Source organism: Aeromonas sp. 2692-1, from assembly GCF_013085505.1.
GTDB classification, from domain to species: domain Bacteria; phylum Pseudomonadota; class Gammaproteobacteria; order Enterobacterales; family Aeromonadaceae; genus Aeromonas; species Aeromonas hydrophila.
Genome location: NZ_CP038513.1, coordinates 2,259,848 through 2,284,760 on the forward strand (window position 1 = coordinate 2,259,848; position 24,913 = coordinate 2,284,760).

General features: G+C 60.4%; 21 protein-coding genes. 11 read left to right on the forward strand and 10 right to left on the reverse strand.

The annotated features are described in order from the left end of the window. The first annotated feature begins 134 nt into the window (after positions 1–134). On the forward strand, positions 135–1,496 hold the full coding sequence (locus E5E97_RS10935; RefSeq protein ID WP_011705197.1) for a sodium-dependent transporter: 1,362 nt from the start codon (positions 135–137) through the stop codon (positions 1,494–1,496). Positions 1,497–1,590: 94 nt separating this feature from the next. Here the strand turns inward: E5E97_RS10935 and E5E97_RS10940 are convergent, their stop codons facing one another. Both E5E97_RS10940 and E5E97_RS10945 read right to left on the reverse strand, forming a co-directional pair. Then, positions 1,591–2,457: a patatin-like phospholipase family protein gene (locus E5E97_RS10940; protein ID WP_011705198.1), complete on the reverse strand. Its 867-nt coding sequence runs from the start codon at positions 2,455–2,457 to the stop codon at positions 1,591–1,593. Positions 2,458–2,490: 33 nt separating this feature from the next. Beyond that, positions 2,491–4,044 (reverse strand): diguanylate cyclase, encoded by a 1,554-nt coding sequence (locus E5E97_RS10945; protein WP_171280259.1) that lies wholly within the window; start codon positions 4,042–4,044, stop codon positions 2,491–2,493. A 208-nt stretch (positions 4,045–4,252) separates the two neighbouring features. Between E5E97_RS10945 and E5E97_RS10950 the strand changes: the two genes are divergently transcribed. The 4 genes from E5E97_RS10950 to E5E97_RS10965 all read left to right on the forward strand — a co-directional run bounded on the left by E5E97_RS10950 (position 4,253) and on the right by E5E97_RS10965 (position 11,439). Next, a complete protein-coding gene (locus E5E97_RS10950) occupies positions 4,253–5,302 on the forward strand; it encodes an efflux RND transporter periplasmic adaptor subunit (protein ID WP_024944721.1) in 1,050 nt (349 codons plus the stop codon). Further along, a complete protein-coding gene (locus E5E97_RS10955) occupies positions 5,302–8,421 on the forward strand; it encodes an efflux RND transporter permease subunit (RefSeq protein ID WP_171280260.1) in 3,120 nt (1,039 codons plus the stop codon). The genes E5E97_RS10950 and E5E97_RS10955 overlap by 1 nt, the downstream gene beginning before the upstream one ends. Positions 8,422–8,515: 94 nt before the next feature. Beyond that, positions 8,516–8,884, forward strand: coding sequence for a hypothetical protein (locus E5E97_RS10960; RefSeq protein WP_011705202.1), 369 nt, complete (start codon positions 8,516–8,518; stop codon positions 8,882–8,884). Positions 8,885–9,021: 137 nt separating this feature from the next. Then, positions 9,022–11,439 carry a YgiQ family radical SAM protein gene (locus tag E5E97_RS10965; RefSeq protein ID WP_118881679.1) on the forward strand — a complete coding sequence of 806 codons (2,418 nt, stop codon included), beginning with the start codon at positions 9,022–9,024 and terminating at the stop codon, positions 11,437–11,439. A 111-nt stretch (positions 11,440–11,550) separates the two neighbouring features. Here the strand turns inward: E5E97_RS10965 and E5E97_RS10970 are convergent, their stop codons facing one another. The 3 genes from E5E97_RS10970 to E5E97_RS10980 form a co-directional block, all read right to left on the reverse strand. Next, positions 11,551–12,357 (reverse strand): hypothetical protein, encoded by an 807-nt coding sequence (locus E5E97_RS10970; protein WP_118881678.1) that lies wholly within the window; start codon positions 12,355–12,357, stop codon positions 11,551–11,553. Next, the gene (locus E5E97_RS10975) at positions 12,344–12,835 is read right to left on the reverse strand and encodes a hypothetical protein (RefSeq protein ID WP_118881677.1); all 492 of its coding nucleotides are present in this window, start codon (positions 12,833–12,835) and stop codon (positions 12,344–12,346) included. The genes E5E97_RS10970 and E5E97_RS10975 overlap by 14 nt, the downstream gene beginning before the upstream one ends. A gap of 137 nt (positions 12,836–12,972) precedes the next feature. After that, positions 12,973–13,437, reverse strand: a complete 465-nt coding sequence (locus E5E97_RS10980; RefSeq protein ID WP_118881676.1) for a nickel transporter — start codon at positions 13,435–13,437, stop codon at positions 12,973–12,975. Positions 13,438–14,307: 870 nt separating this feature from the next. Between E5E97_RS10980 and E5E97_RS10985 the strand changes: the two genes are divergently transcribed. Next, the gene (locus tag E5E97_RS10985) at positions 14,308–14,535 is read left to right on the forward strand and encodes a hypothetical protein (protein WP_118881675.1); all 228 of its coding nucleotides are present in this window, start codon (positions 14,308–14,310) and stop codon (positions 14,533–14,535) included. 30 nt (positions 14,536–14,565) lie between these two features. Here E5E97_RS10985 and E5E97_RS10990 read toward each other — a convergent pair whose 3' ends face one another. After that, positions 14,566–15,069 carry a DinB family protein gene (locus E5E97_RS10990; protein WP_118881674.1) on the reverse strand — a complete coding sequence of 168 codons (504 nt, stop codon included), beginning with the start codon at positions 15,067–15,069 and terminating at the stop codon, positions 14,566–14,568. Between the two features lie 187 nt (positions 15,070–15,256). Here E5E97_RS10990 and E5E97_RS10995 point away from each other — a divergent pair, with 187 nt between their 5' ends. The 3 genes from E5E97_RS10995 (at position 15,257) to aqpZ (ending at position 17,990) form a co-directional block, all read left to right on the forward strand. Beyond that, positions 15,257–16,183: a Gfo/Idh/MocA family protein gene (locus E5E97_RS10995; RefSeq protein WP_118881673.1), complete on the forward strand. Its 927-nt coding sequence runs from the start codon at positions 15,257–15,259 to the stop codon at positions 16,181–16,183. A 273-nt stretch (positions 16,184–16,456) separates the two neighbouring features. Beyond that, a complete protein-coding gene (gene ruvC, locus E5E97_RS11005) occupies positions 16,457–16,978 on the forward strand; it encodes a crossover junction endodeoxyribonuclease RuvC (RefSeq protein WP_005298649.1) in 522 nt (173 codons plus the stop codon). Between the two features lie 325 nt (positions 16,979–17,303). Then, positions 17,304–17,990 carry an aquaporin Z gene (gene aqpZ / locus E5E97_RS11010; RefSeq protein WP_011705214.1) on the forward strand — a complete coding sequence of 229 codons (687 nt, stop codon included), beginning with the start codon at positions 17,304–17,306 and terminating at the stop codon, positions 17,988–17,990. A gap of 122 nt (positions 17,991–18,112) precedes the next feature. On the opposite strand, the gene E5E97_RS11015 is transcribed toward aqpZ, so the two are convergent. From E5E97_RS11015 to E5E97_RS11025, 3 genes are all read right to left on the reverse strand, one after another. After that, complete coding sequence (locus E5E97_RS11015) at positions 18,113–18,862, reverse strand: lytic transglycosylase domain-containing protein (protein ID WP_162902097.1); 750 nt, start codon at positions 18,860–18,862, stop codon at positions 18,113–18,115. A 173-nt stretch (positions 18,863–19,035) separates the two neighbouring features. After that, complete coding sequence (locus tag E5E97_RS11020; RefSeq protein WP_118881671.1) at positions 19,036–20,397, reverse strand: alpha-amylase family protein; 1,362 nt, start codon at positions 20,395–20,397, stop codon at positions 19,036–19,038. Positions 20,398–20,627: 230 nt separating this feature from the next. Further along, positions 20,628–21,791, reverse strand: coding sequence for a M23 family metallopeptidase (locus tag E5E97_RS11025; RefSeq protein WP_118881670.1), 1,164 nt, complete (start codon positions 21,789–21,791; stop codon positions 20,628–20,630). 429 nt (positions 21,792–22,220) lie between these two features. Here E5E97_RS11025 and E5E97_RS11030 point away from each other — a divergent pair, with 429 nt between their 5' ends. After that, positions 22,221–22,700: a GNAT family N-acetyltransferase gene (locus E5E97_RS11030; protein WP_011705218.1), complete on the forward strand. Its 480-nt coding sequence runs from the start codon at positions 22,221–22,223 to the stop codon at positions 22,698–22,700. 4 nt (positions 22,701–22,704) lie between these two features. Here the strand turns inward: E5E97_RS11030 and E5E97_RS11035 are convergent, their stop codons facing one another. Then, positions 22,705–23,247 (reverse strand): DUF1439 domain-containing protein, encoded by a 543-nt coding sequence (locus E5E97_RS11035; protein WP_026080151.1) that lies wholly within the window; start codon positions 23,245–23,247, stop codon positions 22,705–22,707. Positions 23,248–23,344: 97 nt separating this feature from the next. On the opposite strand from E5E97_RS11035, the gene cls reads away from it, so the two are divergent. Further along, positions 23,345–24,826: a cardiolipin synthase gene (gene cls, locus E5E97_RS11040; RefSeq protein WP_011705220.1), complete on the forward strand. Its 1,482-nt coding sequence runs from the start codon at positions 23,345–23,347 to the stop codon at positions 24,824–24,826. Positions 24,827–24,913: the final 87 nt, after the last annotated feature.

Here is a 24,913-nt window from a genome sequence, read left to right on the forward strand (position 1 = left end):
TAATTAAATTTGGCTAATTGTGCTCTCACCAAGGCTTTTCACGAAAATACCTTGGCAAGCCGGATTAATCCTCAGAAAATTCTGACCGCTAAAATTAGCGGTATCCCTCGCATGATGCGCACAGTGAGACAAGCATGAGTCAAATCACCCCCAAGGCCAGAGATGGCTTTACCAGCAAATTCGGCGTCCTTGCCGCCACCCTGGGCTCAGCCGTCGGGCTGGGAAATATCTGGAAGTTTCCCTACCTGACGGGCGAAAACGGCGGCGCCGGTTTTCTGCTGGTCTATGTCATCGCGACGCTGCTGGTCGGGCTGCCGGTGATGATCTCTGAAATCATGCTGGGGCGAAAAGGCAAGTCCGATGCCGTCACCACCCTCAGCAAGCTGGCCCCCAAGGGGCAGCCCTGGTGGTTGATCGCGGCCATGGGGGTGCTGGCCGCCTTCCTTATCATGTCTTTCTATTCCGAGGTGGCAGCCTGGGTCTTTGCCTACATCTTCAAGGCCGTTGACGGCTCCATCCTGTCGACCGATCCCAAGGTGACCGGGGCGGCCTTCGGGGCGCTGATAAGCGACCCGCTGCAGAGCCTGCTCTGGCAGTGGCTGGTGCTGGCTCTGATGGGCGGCATCTTGCTGATGGGGGTCTCCAAGGGGATCGAGGCGGTAACCAAGAAGCTGATGCCGGTGCTCTTTATCCTGCTGCTGGTTATCGGTATCCGCAGTCTGACCCTGCCGGGTGCGAGCCAGGGGCTGCATTTTCTGTTCTCACCGGATTTTTCCAAGATAACGGCCGGGGTGGTGCTGACCGCCATGGGGTTGGCCTTCTTCAAGCTCTCCATCGGCATGGGTTGCATGATGACCTATGGCAGCTACTTTCGGGATGATCAGAACATCCCGCTGACCACCTTCCGGGTGATGTGCGCCGACCTGTTCGTCTCCATGCTGGCCGGCATCGCCATCTTCCCGGCGGTATTCGCCTTCGGTTTTGAGCCCACTGCCGGTCCCTCCCTGCTGTTCATCACCATTCCGGCGGTCTTCGCCAGCATTCCGTTCGGCCACCTGTTCATGGTGCTGTTCTTCGTGCTCTCCGCCATCGCCGCCACCGGCGCCATGCTCTCGATTCTGGAAGTGCCGGTCTCGGTGGTGTCAGAGCGATTTGGCATGAGCCGCCCCAAAGCGACCCTGCTCAACCTGCTGGTGCTGGGTGCGGTGGGGTCGACCTGCGCGCTTTCCAACAGCTCGCTGGCGGACGTTCATATCGCCGGCAAGACCTTCTTCGACCTGTTCGATTTCGTCTCTTCCAACGTATTGATGCCTCTTGGCGGTATCTTCCTCTGCCTGTTCGTGGGCTGGGTGTGGGGCTTCGAGCGGATGAAGGAGGCGCTGACCAACGGCGGCGAGCTGGAGCTGGCGATCCTCAAGCCGCTGTTCTTCATCATCCGTTACGTGTCGCCGCTGCTGATCCTGATCGTAATGCTCAAAGGGTTGGGGCTGTTCTAGCCAGCTGTGCTGGGCCAGCAGTTTGCATAGAAAAAGAGCGCCGCAAGGCGCTCTTTTCATTGGAGATGTCCCGTCTTGCAGATGGTGAACCGCGCTAGAGCACACCGAGGCGGCCGAGTTCATCCTTGAGCTGGTCGAGGTTGCGCTCGACGCAGGCCTCGCCCTCGTTGATGGCGTCGCTGGCGCGGTGGAAATCCATGATGGAGAAGCTGCCAAGGCGCGGGCAGAGCTGGATCTCGGGCGGGTCGCCTGCCATCCGGGCGCGGGTGATGCGCTCCTGCATGATGTTGATGGAGCCGGTCATCACGCTCCACATGCCCGGCGTGTTGGGGCTGTCGCCCCGGTTGAACCACTGGCTGAAGCGGTTGCCGCCGCTCGGTTCATCCGGCTCGTCAGTCCAGGGCTGGTGCATGTCGGCGTTGAGGTTGACGGCGATCACCACCTCGGCCCCCATGGCGCGGGCCAGCGAGATGGGCACCGGATTGACCACGGCGCCGTCCACCAGCCAACGATCTTCGACCCGGGTCGGGGTCAGGATGCCGGGCATGCCGCAGGAGGCGCGCACGCACTGGCGCAGCGGCCCCTGCTGCAGCCAGATCTCGCGGCCGGTATCGAGCTCGGTGGCGACGCAGGCAAAGGGCAGCGGCAGCGTTTCGATGGCGGGATCGCCTAGGTGGTTGGCGGCGATGCCGAACACCTTCTCGCCGCGAAATAGGCCGCCGGAGAGGGCCGGATCGAGCAGGCTGACCACCTGCAAGCGGCTGAAGCCGCGTACCCAGCTCTCCAGCTTGTCCAGTTCACCGGCGGCATAGGCGGCGCCGACAAAGCTGCCGATGGAGCATCCCGCCACCAGATCCGGTTTGACGCCGAGCCGCTCCAGCGCCCGTATGATGCCGATGTGTGCCCATCCACGGGCCGCGCCGCTGCCAAGAGCCAGTCCCACACGGGGTTTTCGTGCCACTTTGTCTCTCCAGGAGTGAGTGAGAAAGCCAGCTTACCCGCAGTTGCCGGCGCCGTCATCCTGCCAGCGTTCGCTGCGATTGCGACCGTTGGCCTTGGCCTGATAGAGCGCCACGTCGGCCCGCCGAATGGCCTCCTGCATCTGGGTATCGGTAGTGCTGTGGTGGTAACCCAGGCTGACGGTCACCGCCAGGGCCGGCGCCAGCTCCTGCCAGGGGTGGCGGGCGATGCGCAGACGCAGCTGCTCGGCCAGCTGGTCGAGTGGTTCGCTCCCTTTGGTTGCCAGCAGTAGAAACTCCTCGCCGCCCCAGCGGATCAGGGCGTCTTCCCGCCGCAGGTGCTGCTGGCACAGGCGCACCAGCTGGATCAGCACCTGATCGCCCACCTCGTGACCAAAGCGGTCGTTGACCTGCTTGAAGTGATCGCAGTCGAACATGATCACCCCGACGCTGCCCCCGCGCTGCTGATGGCGGCGCTCAAACTCATCGAAGTAGTGGCGGTTGAAGGCACCGGTCAGGGCATCGTGGCGAGAGAGGTAGTCCAGCTGCCGGTTCAGGCGGCGGGACTTGAGATTGGCGAGCACGGCCCAGGCCATGAAGAACAGGGCGATCAGGGTCGGGGCGGACTGGCAGAGCAGGGCCCACAGCAGCGAGGACAGGGGGATGCGGTGAAGCAGGGTGAGCTCGGTGTCAGGAATGTCGTACTGGAACTGAAAGGCCCCCTGCTGCCAGTGGTAGCCATCCCGAGCCTTTGACGGCTTTGGGACGAAGTCGACCTCCTGATTGCTGCTGGCGAGGATCTGCTGATGCTGGTTGACCAGAAACAGAGTGCCTATGCCGGGGGTGGATTCGCGCAGCAGCTGCTCCAGCCGGGAGAGCAGCACGTCGATGCTGATGACGCCCACCAGCACCTGATCCTTCACGATGGGTTGTGACAGGGTGATCATCTGGCCCGCGCCGGCAAAGTCCTCGTAGGGGCGCGAGACGGTGGCGTGCAGGCTCTTCTCCTTCTGTTTCAGGGCATCCTGCCAGTAGGACTTGAGATAGATGTTGCGCCTAAAGTGAAACTGGCTGGCGGGAACCCAGGGGTAGAGATAGACGAAGTCATCGACCCCGGTGAAGTAGAGCCAGCCGACCTTGTCCCCCAGCAGCTTGCTGGCAGTGGAGAGCAGGGGGGAGAGGCTCAGCGCCAGGTGTAACCTGGCGGCGCGCGGGCTGCCGGGGGCTGGCAGCGGCCCCAGTCCGGTCAGGTTGCCGCTCAGCCCTTTGGGCAGGTTGGCGGGCACCTTATCCAGCGCAAAGCCCTGGTCGCCATTCTCCCGCAGGGCGCCATAGAGCTGCTGGGTGAGGGCGGATTGCGGGTTGCTGCGCAGCCGCTCCTCTGCCTGACCGCGCATCGCCTCGAGAAAGGTTTCCATCTGCTGAAACTGGGATTTCAAGCGGGAGGCGGTGCTGAGGGTATCGCTCTGATAATGGTCGGTGACCTGGGTCAGGGTCAGCTTGAGAGTGATGGCCAGCAGCAGGGCGACGAAGGCGCAGAGCAGCCATTGCAGGCGACAGGTAACAAAATGAGATCTGGGTTCAGGCATAGGCGTTAGGCGGGATCCGGACAGGTTCGGAGCATCAGTTTAGGGCACAATCGTGAAGCCCGTCTTCTGCTACTGCTATTTCAATCAAATATCGCCGTTTCTGTTACGTTTTGTCACATTTATACATAGTCACGGCATAGTCAGGGGGTAACATGGTGACCATCATTGATGAAGTGCCCTCTTTTCTCTTAATTTCATGGATTGCTTGATGAAAATGCGTATATGGCTGGTGCTTGCCTGCCTCTCTTTGCTGATTTCCGCCGGCTGGTATTACCGCCACTCCGCCCCTGCCGGCAAACCCCAGCCACGTCAGGTCAACATCAGGGCGCAGACGGTCAGCCAGAGCCTGGCCGAACCCTCCATCAAGCTGGTTAGCAAGCTGGCCGCCAACCGCTCCGTGGTGATAAGCCCGGAGGTGACCGGCCGCATCGTCAAGATCGCGGTGCGATCCGGCCAGCAGGTCAAGCAGGGGGACGTGCTGATCGCCCTCGATGCCGGCAAGCAGCAGGCGGAGCTGGCCGAGCAGAGCGCCAGCGTGCGCGACGAGAGCCGCAAGCTGCGGGACATGCGCCGGCTGGTGGCGCGCGGTGCCATCACCACCTCGGAGCTGGAGGGGCAGGAGGCCACGGTCGCCCAGGCTCAGGCCCGCGCCGATGCCGCCAAGTACGAGCTCTCCCTGCGCACCCTGCTGGCGCCGTTCGACGGCTCGGTCAGCCTCATCGATCTGAGCGAAGGGGCTCTGGTCAACAGCGGCGATACCCTGCTCCACCTGGACGAGCTGGCCAAGCTGCGGCTCGATCTGGCGGTGCCCGAGCGCTACCTCTCGCTGCTGCGCCCCGGCATGGCGGTGACGGCGACCAGTTCGGCCTGGCCGGATCAATCTTTCCGCGGTGTACTGGAGACGCTGGACAGCCGCGTCTCCAACGATACCCAGAACATCAAGGCGCGGGTGATCATCCCCAATCCTGACGGTCAGCTGCGCCCCGGCATGCTGCTCAACGTCGAACTCTCCCTGCCGCCACAGAAGATGACCCTGATCCCCGCCCAGTCGGTGGAGTATGCCGGCGAGCAGCGCTTCGTCTATCGTCTCGAGCCCAATGGCAAGGTCAAGCGGGTGCCGGTGGTGCTGGGGGATACCCATGGTGAAGAGGTGTGGGTGACCGAAGGGCTCAAGGTGGGCGATCGCATCGTGGTCGAGGGGCTGGTCAACCTGCGTGACGGCGTCAGCGTGCACGATCTGGCGGAGGTCAAAGGCTGATGTGGCTCTCCGATATCTCTGTCCGCCGCCCGCTGGTGGCGGTGGTGCTGAGCGCGCTGCTCACCGTGTTCGGTCTGGTGGCGTTTTCCAAGCTGACGGTGCGGGAGATGCCGGACGTGCAGACGCCGTCCGTCTCCATCACCACCATGTACGAGGGGGCCGCCCCCGCCGTCATGGAGAGCCAGGTCACCAAGCCCATCGAGGATCAGCTCTCCGGCATCAGCGGCATCAAGAACATCAACTCGGTGACCCGCAAGGGGCGCTCGGTCATCACGGTGGAGTTCAAGCTCGGCTGGAACATGGTGGAGGGGATCTCCGATGTGCGCGACGCCATCTCCCGCGCCCGCCCCAAGCTGCCGGACGAGGTGGATGAACCCCTGGTCACCAAGGACAACGGCAACGGCGACGTGGCGGTCTGGCTCAATTTCAGCAGCACCCAGATGGACCGCACCGCCATGACCGACTACGCCAACCGGGTACTGGTGGATCCCTTGAGCCTGGTGGACGGGGTGAGCGAGGTGTCGCTCTCCGGCGATCTGACCCAGGTGATGTACGTGCGACTGCGCCCAGCCGACATGGCGGCGCGCGGCGTCACGGTGGCGGACGTGCAGGACGCCCTCAAGCGCGAGAACATCGAACTGCCGGGCGGCGAGATCCGCAACAACAGCATGACCATGGCGGTGCAGATTGCCCGGCTCTATCACACCGCCGCCGATTTCCAGGCGCTGCAGGTGCGCACTGCCGCCAACGGCCAGAGCATCTATCTGGCCGACATCGCCGATGTGGAGGTGGGGGCCAAGAACGAAGACAGCGCTTACCAGCGCAACGGCCGTGAGAGCCTGGGGATAGGCATCGTCGCCCAGTCCACCGCCAACCCGCTGGCGGTGGCGCAGGGGGTCGAGAAGAAGATGGCCGAGATGCAGCGCTTCCTGCCGGAGGGGGCCACGCTGGAGGTCGACTACGACTCCACCATCTTCATCAAGCAGGCCATCGACGAGGTGTACGAGACCCTCGCCATCTGCGCCGTGCTGGTGGTGGCCGTGCTCTATCTGTTCCTGGGGCAGGGGCGTACCACCCTCATTCCGGCCATCACGGTGCCGGTGTCGCTCATCTCGGCCTTTATCGGGGCCTGGTATCTCGGCTTTTCCATCAACCTCATCACCTTGCTGGCGCTCATTCTCGCCATCGGTCTGGTGGTGGATGACGCCATCGTGGTGGTGGAGAACATTCACCACCATCTGCAGCGCGGCGAACCGCCCCTGCTGGCCGCCTGGCACGGCACCCGCGAGGTGGGCTTTGCGGTGATCGCCACCACCGCCGTGCTGGTGATGGTGTTCGTGCCCATCGCCTTCATGGATGGCATGGTGGGCCGGCTCTTTACCGAGTTCGCCATCCTGCTGTCGCTGGCGGTGCTCTTCTCGTCGCTGATTGCGCTCACCTTGACCCCGGCCATGGGCTCCTGGCTGATGCGCTCGGTGGATCGGCCCAACCGGCTGACGGCGGCGCTCGATCGCGGCCTCGGCTGGGTGGAGACCCACTACCGCCGGCTGCTCGGCTGGATGCTGCACCACTCGCGCTGGACCCCGCTGGTGCTGGTGCTCTGCCTGGGCGGCATCGGCGCCCTGTTTGCCCAGCTGCCCACCAGCCTGACCCCGACCGAGGATCGGGGCGTGCTCTACGTGTTCGTCAAGGGGGCCGAGGGCACCAGCATCGAGCGGATGAAGCGCAACATGCAGCAGGTGGAGGCGGCCATCATGCCGCTGCTCGGCAAGGGGGTGGTGCAGGCCATGAGCTTCAGCACCCCGGCCTTCGGCCGCGGCGGCGATCAGACCGGCATGGCCATCATCCAGCTCACCGACTGGGCCGAGCGGGATGAAACCGCCACCGAATTTGCCAAGTCCCTGAGCGGGCGGCTGGCCGGCATTCCGGACGTGATGATCCGCACCTTCCAGCCGGGCTTTCGCGGCGGCTCCACCGCGGCGGTGCAATTCGTGCTGCAGGGCTCCGATTACGCCGAGCTCTATCAGCAGGGGCTGGCCCTGAAAGAGGCGGCAGCCCAGAGTGGTCTGATGGAGACGCCGGATCTCGACTATGCCGAGAAGACCCCGGAGCTGCAGGTGACCATAGAACGGGATCGGGCCAACCAGCTCGGCATCCCGGTTTCCACAGTCGCGAGCTCCCTGCAGGCCCTGCTCGGCGGCATCAGCCAGACCACCTATGTAGACAGAGGGGAGGAGTACGACGTCTACCTGCGCGCCAACCAGCGCGACTTCAACGGCGTCTCCGACTTGAGCCGCATCTACCTCAAGGCGGCCAATGGCGAGATGGTGACCCTCTCGACCCTGGCCACAGTCAAGCAGGTGGCGAGCCCGCAGCGCCTCAACCACTACCAGCGTCAGAAGGCGGTGACCCTGACCGCGGATCTGGCGCCGGGCCATACCCTGGGCGAGGCGCTGGATTACCTGGACGGCTGGGCCAGCGCCAACCTGCCAAGCGGCATGACGGTGGATTATACCGGCGAGTCCAAGGACTATCGCGACAACCAGGGGGAGATGGCGCTGGTGTTCGGTCTGGCCCTGCTGGTGGTCTATCTGGTACTGGTGGCCCAGTTCGAGAGCATGCTGACCCCGGCGGTGGTGATGGTGACGGTGCCACTCGGCATTTTCGGCGGCCTGCTCGGCCTCTGGTTGACGGGCCAGGAGATGAGCATCTATAGCCAGATCGGCATGATCATGCTGATCGGCATGGTGACCAAGAACGGTATCTTGATCGTCGAGTTCATCAACCAGTTGCGCCAGCGCGGCGAGGGGTTCGACGAGGCGATCATCGCAGGTTCGGTGCGCCGCTTGCGCCCGATCCTGATGACCTCGCTCACCGCCATCATAGGGGCCGTGCCGCTGATGCTCTCCATGGGGGCGGGCTACGAGAGCCGGATGTCGGTGGGGACAGTGGTTTTCTTCGGGTTATCGCTCGCGACTCTGGTGACCCTGCTGCTGGTGCCCGCCATCTACCATCTGCTGGCCAAACGGGCCGGCATGACCGGAGCGCGGGATCAACAGGTGGACGAGGCGCTGGCGGCCAGCGAGGCCACCTCTCAGCAGGACAAACCGGCGGCCTGATGCCTACACCCATATAGGTGAAAGGCACTGCAAGCTGATGGCATCCTCGGATGAGCGGGTTAATATGTAGCCAGTTTAACGTTGAGGTGAACATATGTTGCCATCAGCCATTTATGAACCGCTGCCTTTTGCCTATATGGGCAGCGGTTTGCTGTTGTTGGGGATTGCCGATCAGCCGGGGTTGTTGCTGGCCGGGTTGGCATTCTATCTGGCCGGTTCGCTGGCCTGGTTTCGACGCGGCGCCTATCGCCGGCCCGACAAGCAGCAGCTGCGAAAGCAGGGCTGGCCGCTGTGGCTCTACGAGAGCCGGCCGTTCGCGCTGATCCTGCTGGGCCTGCTGATGCTGCGCCTGGCCACCCACCCGGTGTTCCTGGCGCCCGCCCTGGTCTGGTGCCTGCTGGGCGGCTATCAGTTGCTGCAGCGCCACTACAACCGTATTGTGCTGGCCCGCGTCCTGGCCTGAGCTAACAATTGACCCACACTTTTCAGGCGAGCCCCGCTGGCTCGCCTTTTCCACATCTATCGTAGGGGCAAAAAGCCGTCGCCCCCGCCTTGCTCTGCCGGTATAATGCGCGACCCGAATTGTTCCAGGTGGTCAAAATGCAGCCGGTTACCAACCTCTTCTCCTATCCCCGTTACTGGGCCGAGTGCTACGGCACGGCGCCCTTCCTGCCCATGTCCCGCGCGGAGATGGACAAGCTCGGCTGGGACAGCTGCGACATCGTGCTGGTGACCGGAGATGCCTATGTGGATCACCCGAGCTTCGGCATGGCGGTGATCGGCCGCATGCTCGAATCCCAGGGTTTTCGGGTCGGCATCATCGCCCAGCCGGACTGGTCATCGAAGGATGACTTCATGCGCCTGGGCAAGCCCAACCTCTTCTACGGGGTGACCGCGGGCAACATGGACTCCATGATCAACCGCTACACCGCCGACAAGAAGCTGCGCCACGACGACGCCTACACCCCGGGGGATGTGGGCGGCAAGCGGCCGGATCGCGCCACCCTGGTCTATACCCAGCGCTGCAAAGAGGCCTATAAAGAGGTCCCGGTGGTCATCGGCGGCATCGAGGCATCCCTGCGCCGCATCGCCCATTACGACTACTGGTCCGAGACCATCCGTCGCTCCATCCTGATCGACGCCAAGGCCGACATTCTCATCTACGGCAACGCCGAGCGGCCGCTGATCGAGGTGGCTCATCGCATCGCAGGCGGCGAGACCATCGACACCATGCAGGACATTCGCGGCACTGCGGTCATTCGCAAGGAGCCGCTGCCGAGCTGGCGCGGGGTGGATTCGAGCAAGCTCGACCAGATTGGCCGCATCGATCCTATCCCCAACCCTTATATGGAAGGGGCCCCCTGCGCGGACGACGAAGGTACCGCGCCGGCTGCGCAGGAGGCCAAGCCCATCCTGGTACAGCCGCCCAAGCAAAAGCCGTGGGAGCTGACCTACGTCAAGCTGCCGGCATTCGAGCGGGTGAAGGAAGACAAGGTGCTCTACGCCCATGCCTCGCGCATCCTGCACCACGAGACCAACCCGGGCTGCGCCCGCGCGCTCTCTCAGGCGCACGGCGATCGCATCATCTGGGTCAACCCGCCCGCCTTCCCGCTCGAAACCGACGAGATGGACGGGGTGTTCGGCCTGCCTTACCAGCGGGTGCCGCACCCGGCCTATGGTAACGCGAAGATCCCGGCCTACGACATGATCAAGACTTCGGTCAACATCATGCGCGGCTGCTTCGGCGGTTGCTCCTTCTGCTCCATCACCGAGCACGAGGGGCGCATCATCCAGAGCCGCTCGGAAGAGTCGATTCTCAAAGAAATCGAAGAGATCCGCGACAAGGTGCCGGGCTTTACCGGCGTCATCTCGGATCTGGGCGGCCCCACCGCCAACATGTACAAGTTGCGCTGCAAGAGCCCCAAGGCCGAGCAGACCTGTCGGCGCGCCTCCTGCGTCTGGCCGACCATCTGCCCGCACATGGACACCGACCACAGCCCGACCATCAACCTCTATCGCAAGGCGCGCGACCTCAAGGGCATCAAGAAGATCCTGATCGCCTCCGGCGTGCGTTACGACATCGCGGTGGAAGATCCGCGCTACATCAAGGAGCTGGCCAAGTACCACGTCGGCGGCTACCTCAAGATCGCGCCGGAACACACCGAAGAGGGCCCGCTCTCCAAGATGATGAAGCCGGGCATGGGCAGCTACTACAGCTTCAAGGAGCTGTTCGACAAGTATTCCAAAGAGGCGGGCAAGCAGCAGTACCTGATCCCCTACTTCATCTCCGCCCACCCGGGCACCACGGATGAGGACATGGTGAACATGGCGCTCTGGATCAAGTCCAACCGCTTCAAGCTCGATCAGGTGCAGAACTTCTACCCGTCGCCGCTCGCCAACGCCACCACCATGTATTACACCGAGAAAAACCCGCTCAACAAGGTGAGCCGCCAGGGTGGGGACGTGTTCGTGGTGAAAGGGGAGCGCCGCCGTCGCCTGCACAAGGCGCTGCTGCGCTACCACGATCCGGCCGGCTGGCCGATGATCCGCGAAGCCCTGCTGGAGATGGGCAAGGGCCACCTGATCGGCAACGGCCCCGACTGCCTGGTGCCGCCGGAAGGCCGTGGCGAAGCCAAGGCCGAACGCAGCCGCAGCAAGGGCTTGAAACCTGCCCTGACCCGCCACAGTGCCATCACCCATCAGCGCAGCAACGGGGCTGGCAACAAGGCCGCCCGCAGCGAGGCCGGTGCAGCCAATGCCCCAGCGGCTAGTAGAAATGGCGGCAAGGCCAGCAATGGCAAACCGGTGGGCTCCCAGCTCCAGAAAGGCTCGGGTAACGGCAAGCCCAGTTCGCAAGGTACAGGTCAGGGCGCAGGTCAGAGTGCTGGTAAGAGCAAACCCGCTCACAAAGGCAAGGCACCGACCCGCGCCGGCTCTGCCAAGCCGGGTGCCAAACCCACCACCCAAGGCGGCAAGCCTGCGGCCAAAGGCAATGGTGCCAAGCGACCGGCTCGGTGATATTCCCTTATGGGGGTGAAATAAATAAAAAGGCGACCAGATGGTCGCCTTTTTTATTTTGACTTTTATCAGTTTGACACGGTTCTAATAAAATAACTCGGTGTGAAAAAACTAGTTTATATATTTTTTGGGGGGAGCATTTTCAACACTTGTATCTACAATGGCTAAAGGTGAGCTTGTATCAGAAATGTGAAATCGCTCTAAGTGACTCTCTATAAATCTTTGGCCTTGGTTTGTTAGTCGATCAATGCTTTCGTTAAGATTTACAATATCTCGATTAAGTTCTTCTAGAAAACGGGTTGATGTATCAATGATATTACCAAGCTTAGTATCAACTGCTCTAATTAGAATGTCCTTTGCTCTTTCATTGTTACCAAATTTATCCTCAATTCTAAGGAAATCGTTCATTGCTTCGTCGATAGCTGTATCCTGAAGCTTTTTATATTGAATGGTTTTATCATAGACAAGTTGCTGAGCACGTTCTTTAAGTTCGAGCTGCATATGACCAATAGCATTGATTGTTTCTACATTTAGCTTTGTTAATTGCTTTAAATAATGAGCGATTGCAGCTGTAGTTCGCTCCATGCGCTCAAATTCTTTTTCCTTTTTCCATTCTTGGATTTCAGCTACTGCCATTTCAATTTCACGAACCCTGCGAATCTCTAGATTAACATCGAGTTCTTTGTCTTTTTCTCTTAATTCTTGTGCAAGCTTCATCTCGTTAGATCTGATCTCATGTTCAGACCTAGATTTAGCTGTTAATATTTCCATGTCACGCTGGTGTGCTGAATTTTTTGCTGATTCACTTCTTTCGTGAGATCTTGCATTAAGGGGTTCAGAAGCCCAATCACATAACACATCAATAGGCTTACTAATACAATCAAGAAGAGCGCCACCTAATTTGCTAAGCCAAGCCATTTTGTTTCCCTAATAATCGTTTGAATTCTCTTTCAAAAAGTACCTTGTCTTTTTTATGTATATAATTTATTTCTTCAAGTCGATTCCTCCCTTTATCAAAGGCTGAGAGTATCTTTTCAATTAAATCGATTCTCTCACTGAGAAATACTGTGTTTATGTAGGAGGGATTTCTAGCTTTTTTAAAGCTTAATAATTCCTCGATGATTTTTCTCAGTCTTATTTTTGTATCAACATTTTCAACATCAGAAATGTGCTTACAGAGTTTCTCTAGATTACTATTAATGAAGATAAAAAATTCCCTTTCAAAAGATAATAATAGGAGGTTTTCATCATTTTCATATTGGAATAGGCTTGTAAATAATTGAGGGTCTTCATTCAAACTACGAAATACAAGATCTTCCCTTGCTTCTCGTAAGGCTATCAGTAGCTCCCTCATTGCTTGAGGTGCAATTTTGGTCTCTTTTTCTTTTCGTTGCATAATTAAAAGTAATGCTCTTAACTAGGTCCTTATAGAGTCTTTGGGAATTAATTTGTTTTCTGCAATTTTACGTTGCTTTATCAAATTAAACTCCCCTATTGGCTGCCTTTTTATGAGCATAATCTATCAGCTACAAACTACTCATTATCAATAAAGGTCGGTTTATTTAATTTGGCTTCTGAGCGAATTTTTCCAATGGTATCAAGAGTGTGTTCTTCTATAAGACTACCACTTAAATTTAAACTCTTGGTGTAACTATCAACAAGCTCTTTCAACCATTTTGACGCTACTTCACCATCTACCTGAGATTCACTAAGTGTAGCGGAAACTTCTTTTAGAGTTTCAGAGAAGAACTTTGCACGTTCTTTACGCAGATCTTCTTGTAGTGTGCTGGCAAATTTTATTTCTTCTTTATATTCCTTGACCAAGTCAAGATAGTTTTTCTCAAAATTATATAAAACTTCAAGTTTAGTTTTAAGAAGTTCAAGGCTTATATAGTCATTAAGTTCTTTTATTAATACTTCTGTTAGTTGAGAGTTAATTGAATCGTCAGCTCCAGATGCCTCGACTGCTGATGAGATTAGTTGATTTAAATTCTTCATTAATTGTCATCCCTTGGGTATAATGTGATTGGTTATTATATATTTAGGCTTAGGCGGGTTAAGCTACTTGAAAATCGTATTCCTATCGATTGATATTGTTAATATTTAGACTCTGGGACCTCCATCATTTTTACAGGGAATAATACAAAATTTTGAACACCTGCCTTTTTGAGTCAAGCGAAATCTGGGACACCCACCTTTTTGACAGAGGCGTAACCCTGAACTTGGCTTGATCAGTCACTTTCGAGGGGTGAGCCATGACCATTGTCCGCTCACATCAAATCAGCCTGCAAGATACGCCCTGCTATTACATGATCAGCTGTTGTGTACGGCGGGCTTTCTTGCGTAGTGAAGATACCCACTCAGGTCAGAGTTACGGGCATCGACGACCAGAGAACGGTCGACAAATAGGTACAGCTGTTGCGGCTGTTTGCCATCAGCGCCTGTGTCGACGCGGTGATGAGCAATAACTATTACCACTTGCTTCTCAGGTAAAACCCTATACAACCGTCATCTCGTATGTTGAGCTTCGCAAGCTCAGCACAAACCGACAAAAATACGCTACCGCCCGTGGATTACGGCTTCCAATATGCTCAATTAACCAACAGAGGTAGTCACCCATCACGGTTAATAGGCAACGATGGCTAGACTAAGGCAAACGAAGTCGTTTATGCGAGCATCAAATTGAATACCACCATCAGAAATTTATCGTTTTTTGAACTAGGTCATCAAAGCGGATAGCCACACGTAACCAAAAGCAGTTAGATGGTAGTGACTTTGCTATCTTGACTACTGATTAGCGGGTAGGGGAGAAGATAATCAACTCTCCCTTGAGCATATGACCGCGGGCATCCCCGATAGGAGTTCGAGATGGCGGCGAAAGCCCGATCCAGAAGAGAGAAGATTGGCAGCGGGCTTGGGCTGGTGATGGGGCTCATTGCCTTTAACCTGATCGCGACCCTGCTCCTTGAATCAAAAGAGATCTCCGATATGAACCGGATGATCGGGGCCATGATCGGCGCCATGATCTGCTCAGAGATTGGGGCCAGAATCGGAAAATGGCTCGATGCCAAAGATCAGGCTAAATCTTCAGAGTAGAGGGCGACATGGGTCGCCCTCGTTTGTCGTTTAGCTGCCGCGACGCTCGGGTTCGCTGCGATGCAAAAAGGTAGTCAGGGTATCGCGCGGCGGCGTGATGCCGCACTGCACCAGAATCCGCCCGATCGCCCCCCTGTGATAGCCGCCGTGGGTCACCAGATGCAGCAGCATCTCGGCGCGGCTCATCTGCCCCTTGTCGCCATCCACGAAGTTGAACGAGAGCATGGCCTCGCCATCTGCCTCGCTCAGGCCGGCGACGTAATCCAGATACCAGGCATCCAGCTTGCCGATGGCGCTGCGCAGCATCGCCAGGGTCGGTGTCTCGGGGGTATTGGTGGCGGTAAAGCCGTGCCGTTCCCCCAGCAGATTGGCCTTGAAGATGGCATCGACCACATGGATATGGTTGAAGATGCGCAGGGCCGTGTGGTGAGCCTCGCCGTCTTGCGCGGCATCCAGGGTGGCGAGGGCATCGAGCAGTTCGCCATCGGCCCAGGTCTTGTAGCGAAACAGCGAGAGCAGGGTTGAGCTTGGCATGGCACTCCTTGGCGTTTCTTATGTCCAAAAGCGGGCATCTTAGCCAGATGGAGCCAAAAATGACACTCCCGGGGCAGAGGGCGGGGGTGGGTCAGCCATCGGCTGTGTCCGGGTCGGCGAGGATGATACCCTGTCAGCCGTTGCCGGATAAAACGGCGCCCATAACCCGCCGCCACAAGGAGTCCCCATGCGCATTGCCCTCGTAGGTCTTGGTGATATCGCCCAGAAAGCCTATCTGCCGCTGCTTGCCAGTGACGAGCGAGTCACCTCGCTGCTCTGTACCCGCAATCCAGCGGTATTGGATAAGCTGGCCCGCCAGTACCGGATCGCCGAGTGCTTCACCGAGCTGGGTGACCTGCTGGCAAGTCGCCCGGATGCGGTGATGATCCACGCCGCCACCGCGGTGCACCTTGAGCTGGCTGCCCAGTGCCTGCGCGCCGGCATCCCCACCTTTGTCGACAAGCCGCTGTGCGACACGTTTGCCGGGGTAGAGGAGCTTGCCAACCTAGCGCTGGCGCAGAACCGTCCGCTGTTTGTCGGCTTCAATCGCCGCTATCTGCCCGCCATGAGCGCGGCCCGGGCGCTGCCGCTTGCAGATAATCGGCCGCTTACCGAGATCCACTGGCAGAAACATCGCCACGCCTTGCCGGGGGCGCCGCGCTCGTTTCTGTTCGACGACTTCATCCACGTGCTCGACAGCCTCTGCTTCTATGGCGGCGCGCCTGATGGGGAGCTGCATGCGGTGCTGCGGCGCTGTGCCCGTCAGCCGGCGCTGTTGGCCGGGGTGAGCGTGGCCTGGCAGAGCGGACAGGTGGCGGTGAGCGGCAGCATGAACCGCAGCACCGGTCTCACCGAGGAGCGTATCGATGCCTATGGCGACAACCTCTCCCTGCATATCGAAAACTGCACTCGGGGCACCCTGGCCCGCGATAAAACCGTGCAGACTCTGGCGCCGGGCGACTGGCAGTCGGTGCTTACCCAACGGGGCTTTGCCGCCATGCTGGCCCACTGGTATCAGCAGATTGAGGCGGGGCGGGCCGACGGTGCACTGATTGAGAGCTACCTGCACAGCCACCGGCTGGCAGAGCAACTGGTGGCCCTGGCGGGGGAGTGAGGGTGATCACCGCGCCGGTTTGCCTAGGTCATCGGCGGGGCGGCGGGCGAAAAAATCGCCGGACCACTGTATGAGATGGCGCATCCCTGCGCAGTTGATTGACGGGGGCGCTGCCGGGCAAGCCAAGCGGGCGCTTGTTTGCTATCTTGGCGGCCATGAACTGCCAGCAGAGCGACAGAGTGTGATGAACCAGCTATTGAAACGGGGTGGCCGGCTGGCCGCCCTTGCCAAACGGGAGCGGATCCCCGCCATGATGGCCAGGGTGGCCCGTCCATGAGCATCATTTTGGGGATAGACCCGGGTTCGCGCATCACAGGTTACGGGGTCATTCGCATCGTGGCGGGCAAGGCGGAGTACCTGGGCTCGGGCTGCATCCGCACCGATTTGGGCGAGCTGCCGTCACGCCTCAAGCAGGTCTATGACGGGGTGAGCGAGATCATCACCCAGTTCAAGCCGGACGAGTTCGCCATCGAGCGGGTTTTCATGGCCCGCAACGCCGATTCGGCTTTGAAGCTGGGTCAGGCTCGCGGTAGTGCCATCGTGGCGGCGGTTAATGCCCTGCTGCCGGTGAGCGAATACTCGGCCACCCAGATCAAGCAGGCGGTGGTGGGGACCGGTGGCGCCGCCAAGGAGCAGGTGCAGCACATGGTGACCCACCTGCTCAAGCTCTCGGCCACCCCCCAGGCGGATGCGGCGGATGCCCTCGGGGTGGCGCTCTGCCACTTCCATACCCGCCAGATCCTGATCAAGATGGCCGGGCGCAGCACGGGATCGGTGCGCGGTCGTTACCGCTGAGCCGATATTGCCGGCCTGATACCGGCAATCTCAGGCAAGCGGCCATGTGCCGGCTAGTTGCCCCTCTGGTTGCGGCGGCTGTCGGCAAAAGCCTCAACAGAGTCACAAGCTGTCGCATATCCTTTCCGCCTCATGTTGCTGCCCACTCGGGCACTAACGACAATCCTCTCAGTTAATCAATAACTTGTGACGTAAGTCACGTTTTTCGGTCTTCATCGCTTCCCTTCGCTTGCCCGATCGGGACTCCCATAATGTGCGCCGGTCGCGTGGTGCGGCCCGGTGAGCCGCAGGCTCCCGCTTCATCCATCATTGGGAGAGTTGAGAAGTGAAACCTTTTGCAGCTGAATTCATGGGCACCTTCTGGCTGGTGCTGGGGGGCTGCGGCAGTGCCGTGCTGGCCGCCGCCTTTCCGAACGTCGGCATCGGTCTGCTCGGCGTGGCGCTGGCGTTCGGCCTGACCGTGCTGACCATGGCTTACGCCATCGGCCATATCTCTGGCTGTCACCTGAACCCGGCCGTGACCATCGGGCTCTGGGCCGGCGGTCGTTTCCCGGCCTCCGGCGTGCTGCCCTACATGGTCGCTCAGGTATTGGGCGGGATTGCGGCAGCGGCGGTGCTCTATGTGATTGCCAGCGGTCAGGCCGGTTTCGATCTGGCGGCGGGCTTTGCCTCCAACGGCTATGGCGAGCACTCCCCGGGCGGCTACAGCATGCTGGCAGCGCTGGTGTGTGAAGTGGTGATGACCGGTTTCTTCCTGTTCGTCATCATGGGCGCCACCGACAGCCGGGCCCCGGCCGGTTTTGCTCCCATCGCCATCGGCCTGTGCCTGACCCTCATTCACCTCATCAGCATTCCGGTGACCAACACCTCGGTCAACCCGGCGCGCAGCACGGGCGTGGCCTTCTTCGTAGGGGACTGGGCACTGGGCCAGCTGTGGCTGTTCTGGGTTGCGCCCATCGTCGGTGCCATTCTGGGTGCATTGGCCTATCGCGCGATCGCGACCAAAGCCTGATCCGTCAGGGCAACAAAGTGTGGTATCGACACGCCCCCGGGCGTGTTTTTTGTTTCTGGCGGGCACGAAAACGGGCCGCAAGGGCCCGCAGGGTTGTTGGGTCGTCGGCAAGAGGAGAGGGGCTACAATCCCTTGGCGCTCAACATGTCCTTGTAGCGCTGGCGCAGCAGTTGCACCCGCTCTACGTAGGCGCGAGTTTCAGCATAAGGGGGGATGCCCCCATGTTTTTGCACCGCGCCGGCGCCGGCGTTGTAGGCCGCGGTGGCCAGTGCCACGTTGCCGCCATACTGCTTGAGCAGCCCCGCCAGGTATTTTACTCCGCCGAAGATGTTCTGCTCCGCCAGCAGGGCGTTGCCCACCCCCAGCTCCCGCGCCGTGGCCGGCATCAGCTGGGTCAGCCCCATGGCCCCCTTGCGAGAGACAGCCAGGGGGTTGAAGGCGGACTCGGCGTGGATCAGTGCCCGGATAAGGGCCGGCTCCACCTGATAGGCCTTGGCCGCCGCCTGGATAGTGCTGGCGTAGTCATAGAGAAATAGGCCGGTGGTGTGCCAGTTGACCTTGGAGTCGGGGTCGCAGGCATAGCAGTCGTTGAACAGCAGCAGCTCGTAGTGCCCCTGCTCCGGCATCATGTCGGAGTAGCGCACCACGCCGTTTTTCTGCACCGACTTGTAGACCTGGATCTGGCGGGTGCCGGGTGGCAGCGGGGGGTTGGCCGGCTCGGGTGGCGGCAGCACGCCCGGAGTGTGCAGGGTGACGGGGGGCGTCGCTGGGGGCGGTGCCGGCGGCTCGGCGGTGAGGATCACCACCTCGGCCGGGGCGGGTGTCTGGCTCCAGCCGGGTGAGGAAAACAGCGGGATCAATCCCATCAACATCCATGCTTTCAACGGCTTGCTCCTTCAGCCTCGTTAGCCTTGTTGAGTAAAGCATCACGGCGCGGGCAGAACAAGCCCGCCCTGACCGACCCGTGCACTCGGCCGAGAAAATAGCGGCGGCAGAGCAAATGAAAGAGGCCGCCCAGTGGCGGCCTCGCGCGGCAACTGCCGGTTTACTCCTGCAGCCAGAGGCGGGCGCTGCGGGCGGGAATGGCGACTCGGATCCACTGGCTCTGCACGTTGACCACGGCGTTTTGGTCGAGCACGTCCCGGTAGTTGCGATACCAGTTCATCTCGAACTTGGCGGTATCGAGCCAGTACTCCTGCTCGTAGTCGCACTTGTTGATGCCGACCAGCCCCTGCTTGCCGCGCTTGAACAGCACGAAGCAGTCGCCGCTGCCGACCAGCTGCATCGGTTGGCCCTGCACCGCGTTGTGGAAGCGGATCATCCCCTTGAGGTCGCTGCGCAGGTAGTAATCTTGCCAGCGCAGCCCGTCCTTGGCCTGGGTCTCGCCGTGGTCCGAATAGACCAGCGGCGAGCCGCCGTCACGGCCGAGCAGGTAGGCATAGGCCAGCTTCTCGTCGGTCGGGTTCAGGATCTGGTAGCGAAAGCCGTCGTTGGTGGGGATGTCGTGGGTGATGGCGAAGGTGACCGCCCGGCTGCCCGGCAGCGCCTGACCGTAGGCCCCCGGATCCGCCAGCTGGTTCATGCTGCCGCCATAGCCAAGGGCCCCGCGCAGGGAGGCAAACAGCGGGAAGTCATAGGCGCCCTGACCGCTGCTGTCGAGATAGGGCTTGAGGAAGCGTTCGTAATCGCTGCTGCCGGCGCCGCCGGTGGTGATTACCTCGCCGAACACGTGCATCCCCTGCTTTATCTCGGGGGTGAACACGGCGTTGATCTGGTAATCGCTCATGTGCTTGACCGCATCGACCCGAAAGCCCTTGATCCCCATCCCCTTGAGCGCCTTGAGGTAGGCCTGCTGCTGGCTCACCACCCAGTTGTTGGGGTCAAGATCCGGCAACCCCTTGTCACCCGCGCCGCCGCACAGCCGCCAGTACTGCACGTTGCCCGGATCGTTCCAGTCGCTGATGCACCCTTCCGGGTGGAAGTCCTGGCCGGCGAGCAAGTTCTGGCCCAGATCGCCAAACAGCTTCTGCCGCTCGAAGTAGCCGGGGTTGGCGGCATAGCTTTGCAGCAGCTCGCTGCCGGGGTAGTTGAGATCGCTGCGCTTCCAGCTCTCGTTGGCCATGTGGTTGAGCACCACGTCCGCATAGACGGCGATGCCCCGCGCCTGCATGGCGGCGATCAGCTGTTCGAGATCCTGCTTGTTGCCAAGGGGGGTGTCGATGAGGCGAAGATCCTGCGGTTGGTAGCGTGCCCACCACTCGTTGCCCGATGACTTTAGGGGCGGCGAGATGAGCACCTGTTTGTAGCCGGCGGCCTTGATGAGATCGGCCTTGGCGGTGACTTCACTGTATTTCCAGTTGAAGGCGTGCAGTATGACGTCGGCATGTGCCAAAGGCGCGATCAGCATGCCTGCGATCGCCCAGATTCCCGCTGTGTGTTTCATTATTGTCAGTCCTTGTTTTGGGTGCCCAGATGGGCACCCAGAGCCTCACACCGGCCTGTCTTGCCAGCAATCGCCGGGCGGCGATTTTGTGAGCACTTTCAAAGCGGACTGTACGGATCTGTGACGGCTTGCAAAAAACCGCGCAGGCCGCGTCATTACTGACTTTTCAATCACTTCACCGGGCTTTCTTCGGCTCAGTCAATCCCGTTGTTGTAGAGCGGTTGCCAGGCGCAGTAGCGCTGGCCATTGCGCTGGTTGTAGAGCCAGAAGCGGTTGCAGTTGTCGTCGTAGTTGCTGGCGCCGACGTTGACGGCATAGCTGCTCAGCCGCTGCCCCTGCAGGGACTGGAACACCCCGTTGTAGAGCAGGGAGAAGTGCAGGTGCGGGCCGGTGGAGGAGCCGCCCTCGCACAGCGCCTCGTTGCGGTTGCTGGCATAGGTGCCGATGGGAGTGTCGGCGGCCACGTAGTCGCCGCTGCGCACCGAGATCCCGCTCATGTGGTAGTAGTTGGTGGCCCAGCCGTTGGGGGCGGTGACGCGTACCTGGCAGCGGGAGAAGACGGTGACGGTGCCGCTGTTGGCGGCGGTGACCGTGTAGGTGGCGCCGCCCCAGCCCGGCCAGTCGTAGGAGACATCGATGGAGGAGTAGGGGTAGCCGGAGCCGGTATGGGAGTGGGCGCCATTGGCCTTCCAGCTGTAGCCCTGGCGCCAGGGCAGCTGGAACTGACCGCCAGCCAGCGGTGCGGCGGGGGCGGCCGCGCCGCCCCTGGGGGAGGTCATGGCGTCCTGGCCGAACAGGATCCGCCACTGCTCACCGAGCTGGCGCTGTACCGACGTGCTCAGCATGCTGGCAATAGCGGCCTGGTGCGCGGCCTGCGGTGCCAGGGCGGGGGCGCTGCGCTGCATGAGCTGTTGCTGGGTGCGGGCCTGATAGAAGCGCTCGGAGAGCTGGCGCGCCATCAGCTCCAGCTGGTTGTCAAAGCCCCTGGCCTTGACCAGTTTGGCGAACGGCGCCGCCATGGCCTGCTCGGAGGGAGCCGAGATGAGCTGACTGCTCGCCTCCATCAGGGCCAGCAGCAACTGGGGGTTGAGGCTGGTGATGCCGCTCCAGTGCAGGATCACCTCCTCCTTGGGCAACAGGTGGGGCGCCTGTTGCAGCAAAAAGTCGTGCAGATCGAAGGCCATGGCCGCCTCGCCGAACACGAAGTGGGCCTCATCCAGGGGGAGGACAGGGGGCTGACTGGCGGCAAGCTGCTGCGCCGTGAAGTGATAGGGGGCAAGCGGGGCATGGATGTCGCCGGCCCAGCCGGCGGCGGGAAGCAGGGCCAGCATCAGCAGGGAGGGGATCGGTCTGGACATGATAACTCCTTGGCAAAGTGGTGAGGTGTCGGTGTGGGGATGGACACACGCGGGCAACAACAGCGCGAGGCTATGCCGAGGCTTCACCATAAGGGTAAATGCCAAAGTTGCTATTCAAATGGGGCTTTTCATACAGGGGGAGAGCGGTATTTGTTTGTTAACAAATGTTTACGAAAAGGGTTTGTAGAGCCAAATCAGTGAGTTGCGGGCCAAGAAATGGCGGGCTGCCGTAAAGGGCGGGGAAGAGGCGCAAACAGTGTCTGCCACTGGCTTGCCGTGATAGGATCGCCACTGGCCAGACCGGCTGACGGCATGTTAAAAATTATGCAACCCGGTGTGGTTATTGGCTTTTTTGTTATTAAAAGCCGTGATATCGTCAATCTGGTCGGATCTCTGCGACCGACATCAATGTTATGAGGACCGGGCCGAATGGCCATGGATGGAACGGGTGTGATAGGCAAGCGGGCGATGGAACTCACGTTCGAAGAGTACTGTGATGCAGACCTTTCCCTGATCAGGGATTACTACGAAACCACTTTCTCCCATTATGTGCCGGATCTGGCCGAGCGGATCTTCGTGGTACGCGACGCCCACTGGCTGGTGGGGGCCGTGCGCCTGCGCGACGAACAGGATTACTACCACCTGTGCGGTTTTCGTCTGCTGCCCCATTACCAGTCGCTGGGACTGGGCTCGCGCCTGTTGCAGCACGCCTGCAACGATCTGCAGGACAAACCTGTGGTGTGTCAGGCCTTGCCGTTTGAAAAGCCGTTCTACCTCAAGGCCGGCTTTGCCGACCTGCCCCTGCATGAACTGGAGGGGCCGCTCTTCTCGCTGTATGACCAGCAGCGCGAACAGGGTTACCAGATCGAGCTGCTGGTGCGTCAGGCCAAGGCCCCGGTCTACAACTGACGACTCACTGGGGCTTGGTCAACAGGTGGATCTTGCCCGGTGACAGCTCCAGCCCCAACAGATTCTCCTTCAGCCAGGCCTGGTTCGGATCCTTGTCGTTGAGCCGATAGACCGGCTGGGTCTCCAGCCGCTTTTCCATGCTCTGCAGCAGCATGCCGAGCATGAAGCCGAACTTCTGCTGCGCCGCCTCCGGCTCCAGCTTGTATTCAATCAACTTCATGTTGTCGAGGAACAGCGCGCTCTGCGCCTTGTCGTAGCGCGGTCTCGCCTCATAGGTCATGTTCAGCCGCGCGTCGTACTCGGTCTGATCCGGCAGGGCGATCTTGAGCTTGCCCTTGCCATAGACCCTGGCGGTGTCCGGGCTCTGGCGCCCGATCTGGACATCGCTCTGCTCGAGCTGCACATGAGCCTTGATGATGCCGGGCAGCTCCAGCTGTTTGTTCACTTGCACCTGGGATTGCAGGTACTGGTTTATCTGTTGCTCATTGATGTCATATGAGCCTTGACCTAGCATGGCCAGACTGAGCAGCATAGATTGCAGGATCATGCTAACGACCTGATAGAATGGGTGTGTTTTACAGCATACCATCCTGGCTTCGCGGGATCTGCCCACCGCATTTCACTCGTCTGTAAAAGGAGTTCTCGTGATCAACGGTCTGGAGCACGACATCCAACTGCTGTTTTCCCAGTTCCTCGGCTGGTTGCTGCTGCTGTTTCACACCGTGATCGTGGCGGGGGTCTCATTTCGGGTGGTGATGAAGCGGCGACCCATCGGGGTCTCGCTGGCCTGGCTCGCCCTCATCTATGCCATCCCGTTTGCCGGGGTCGGTTTCTACGTGCTGTTCGGCGAGATCCGCCTCGGCCGGCGCCGCGCCGAGCGGGCGCAAGCCATGTACCGCCCTTACGCCATCTGGATCCGCCAGCTGGCCCGGCTCTTCCCCCAGCACTGCTGCGAGGTGGGGGAGAAGGCCCAGCCGCTGCACGATCTGATCCAGGGCCGGCTGGCCATGCCCATGCTCTCCGGCAACCGGATGACGCTGCTGAGCAAGCCGGAAGCCATCCTGCGTGAGATAGTGCGCGACATCCGCCAATCCTCCCAGTCCTGCTACCTGGAGTTCTACATCTGGCACCCGGGCGGTGACACCGACGAGGTGTGTGAAGCGCTGATGGAAGTGGCGGCGCGCGGCGTGGATTGTCGCTTGCTGCTCGATTCCATGGGCAGCAAGACCTTCTTTCGCTCGTCCTGGCCGAAAAAGCTGCGCAAGGCGGGGGTCAAGCTGGTGGAGGTGCTGCCGGTCGGTGCCTGGCGCATCCCGTTCCAGCGCCAGGACCTGCGCATGCACCGCAAGCTGGTGGTGATCGACGACCGAGTCGGGTACACCGGCTCCATGAACATGGTGGATCCCCGCTTCTTCAAGCAGAACGCCGGGGTTGGCCAGTGGGTCGACATCATGATCCGGGTGCAGGGGCCCATGGTGCCGCTGATGTGGTCCATCTTCGTCTGGGACTGGGAGATGGAGACCGGTGAGCGGCTGCTCGACAGCCTGCAGCACGAGCCGGAGGCCTGGCCCCAGAGCAACTACCGGGCCCAGCTCATTCCGTCCGGCCCTTTCGTCGGCGGCGACTGCATCCAGCAGAGCCTGTTGCTGGCCATCTACCAGGCCCGCCACCATCTGGTGCTGACCACCCCCTACTTCGTGCCGGACGATCCGCTGGCGGCGGCGCTCTCCTCGGCGGCGGCCCGTGGCGTGCAGGTGCAGCTGGTGCTGCCGGCGCGCAACGACTCCCTGATGGCCAATTACGCCTGCAACGCCTTCATGGAGGAGCTGCTGGAGGCGGGGGTGGAGGTCTATCGCTACGACGCCGGCCTGCTGCACACCAAGAGCGTGCTGGTGGATGACGACTTCGCCCTGGTGGGCACGGTCAATCTGGACCGGCGTAGCCTCTGGCTCAACTTCGAGGTGACCCTGCTCATCGACAACCCGGTGTTCGTCGCCGAGATGACCCAGCTGGTGCAGGGCTACATGATAGAGGCGACCCCCATGTCGCTGGCCAAGTGGCGGGCACGTCCCTGGTACAAGAAGGTGATGGAGAACATGTTCTACCTGTTCAGCCCCTTGTTGTGACATCACTTAATTGCGGCAGGCGCCGAATTGCGCTTGCCTAGCCCCAAGCTGGCCCCGTAGAGTGCGGCAATCACTCCCTGGAGAAAC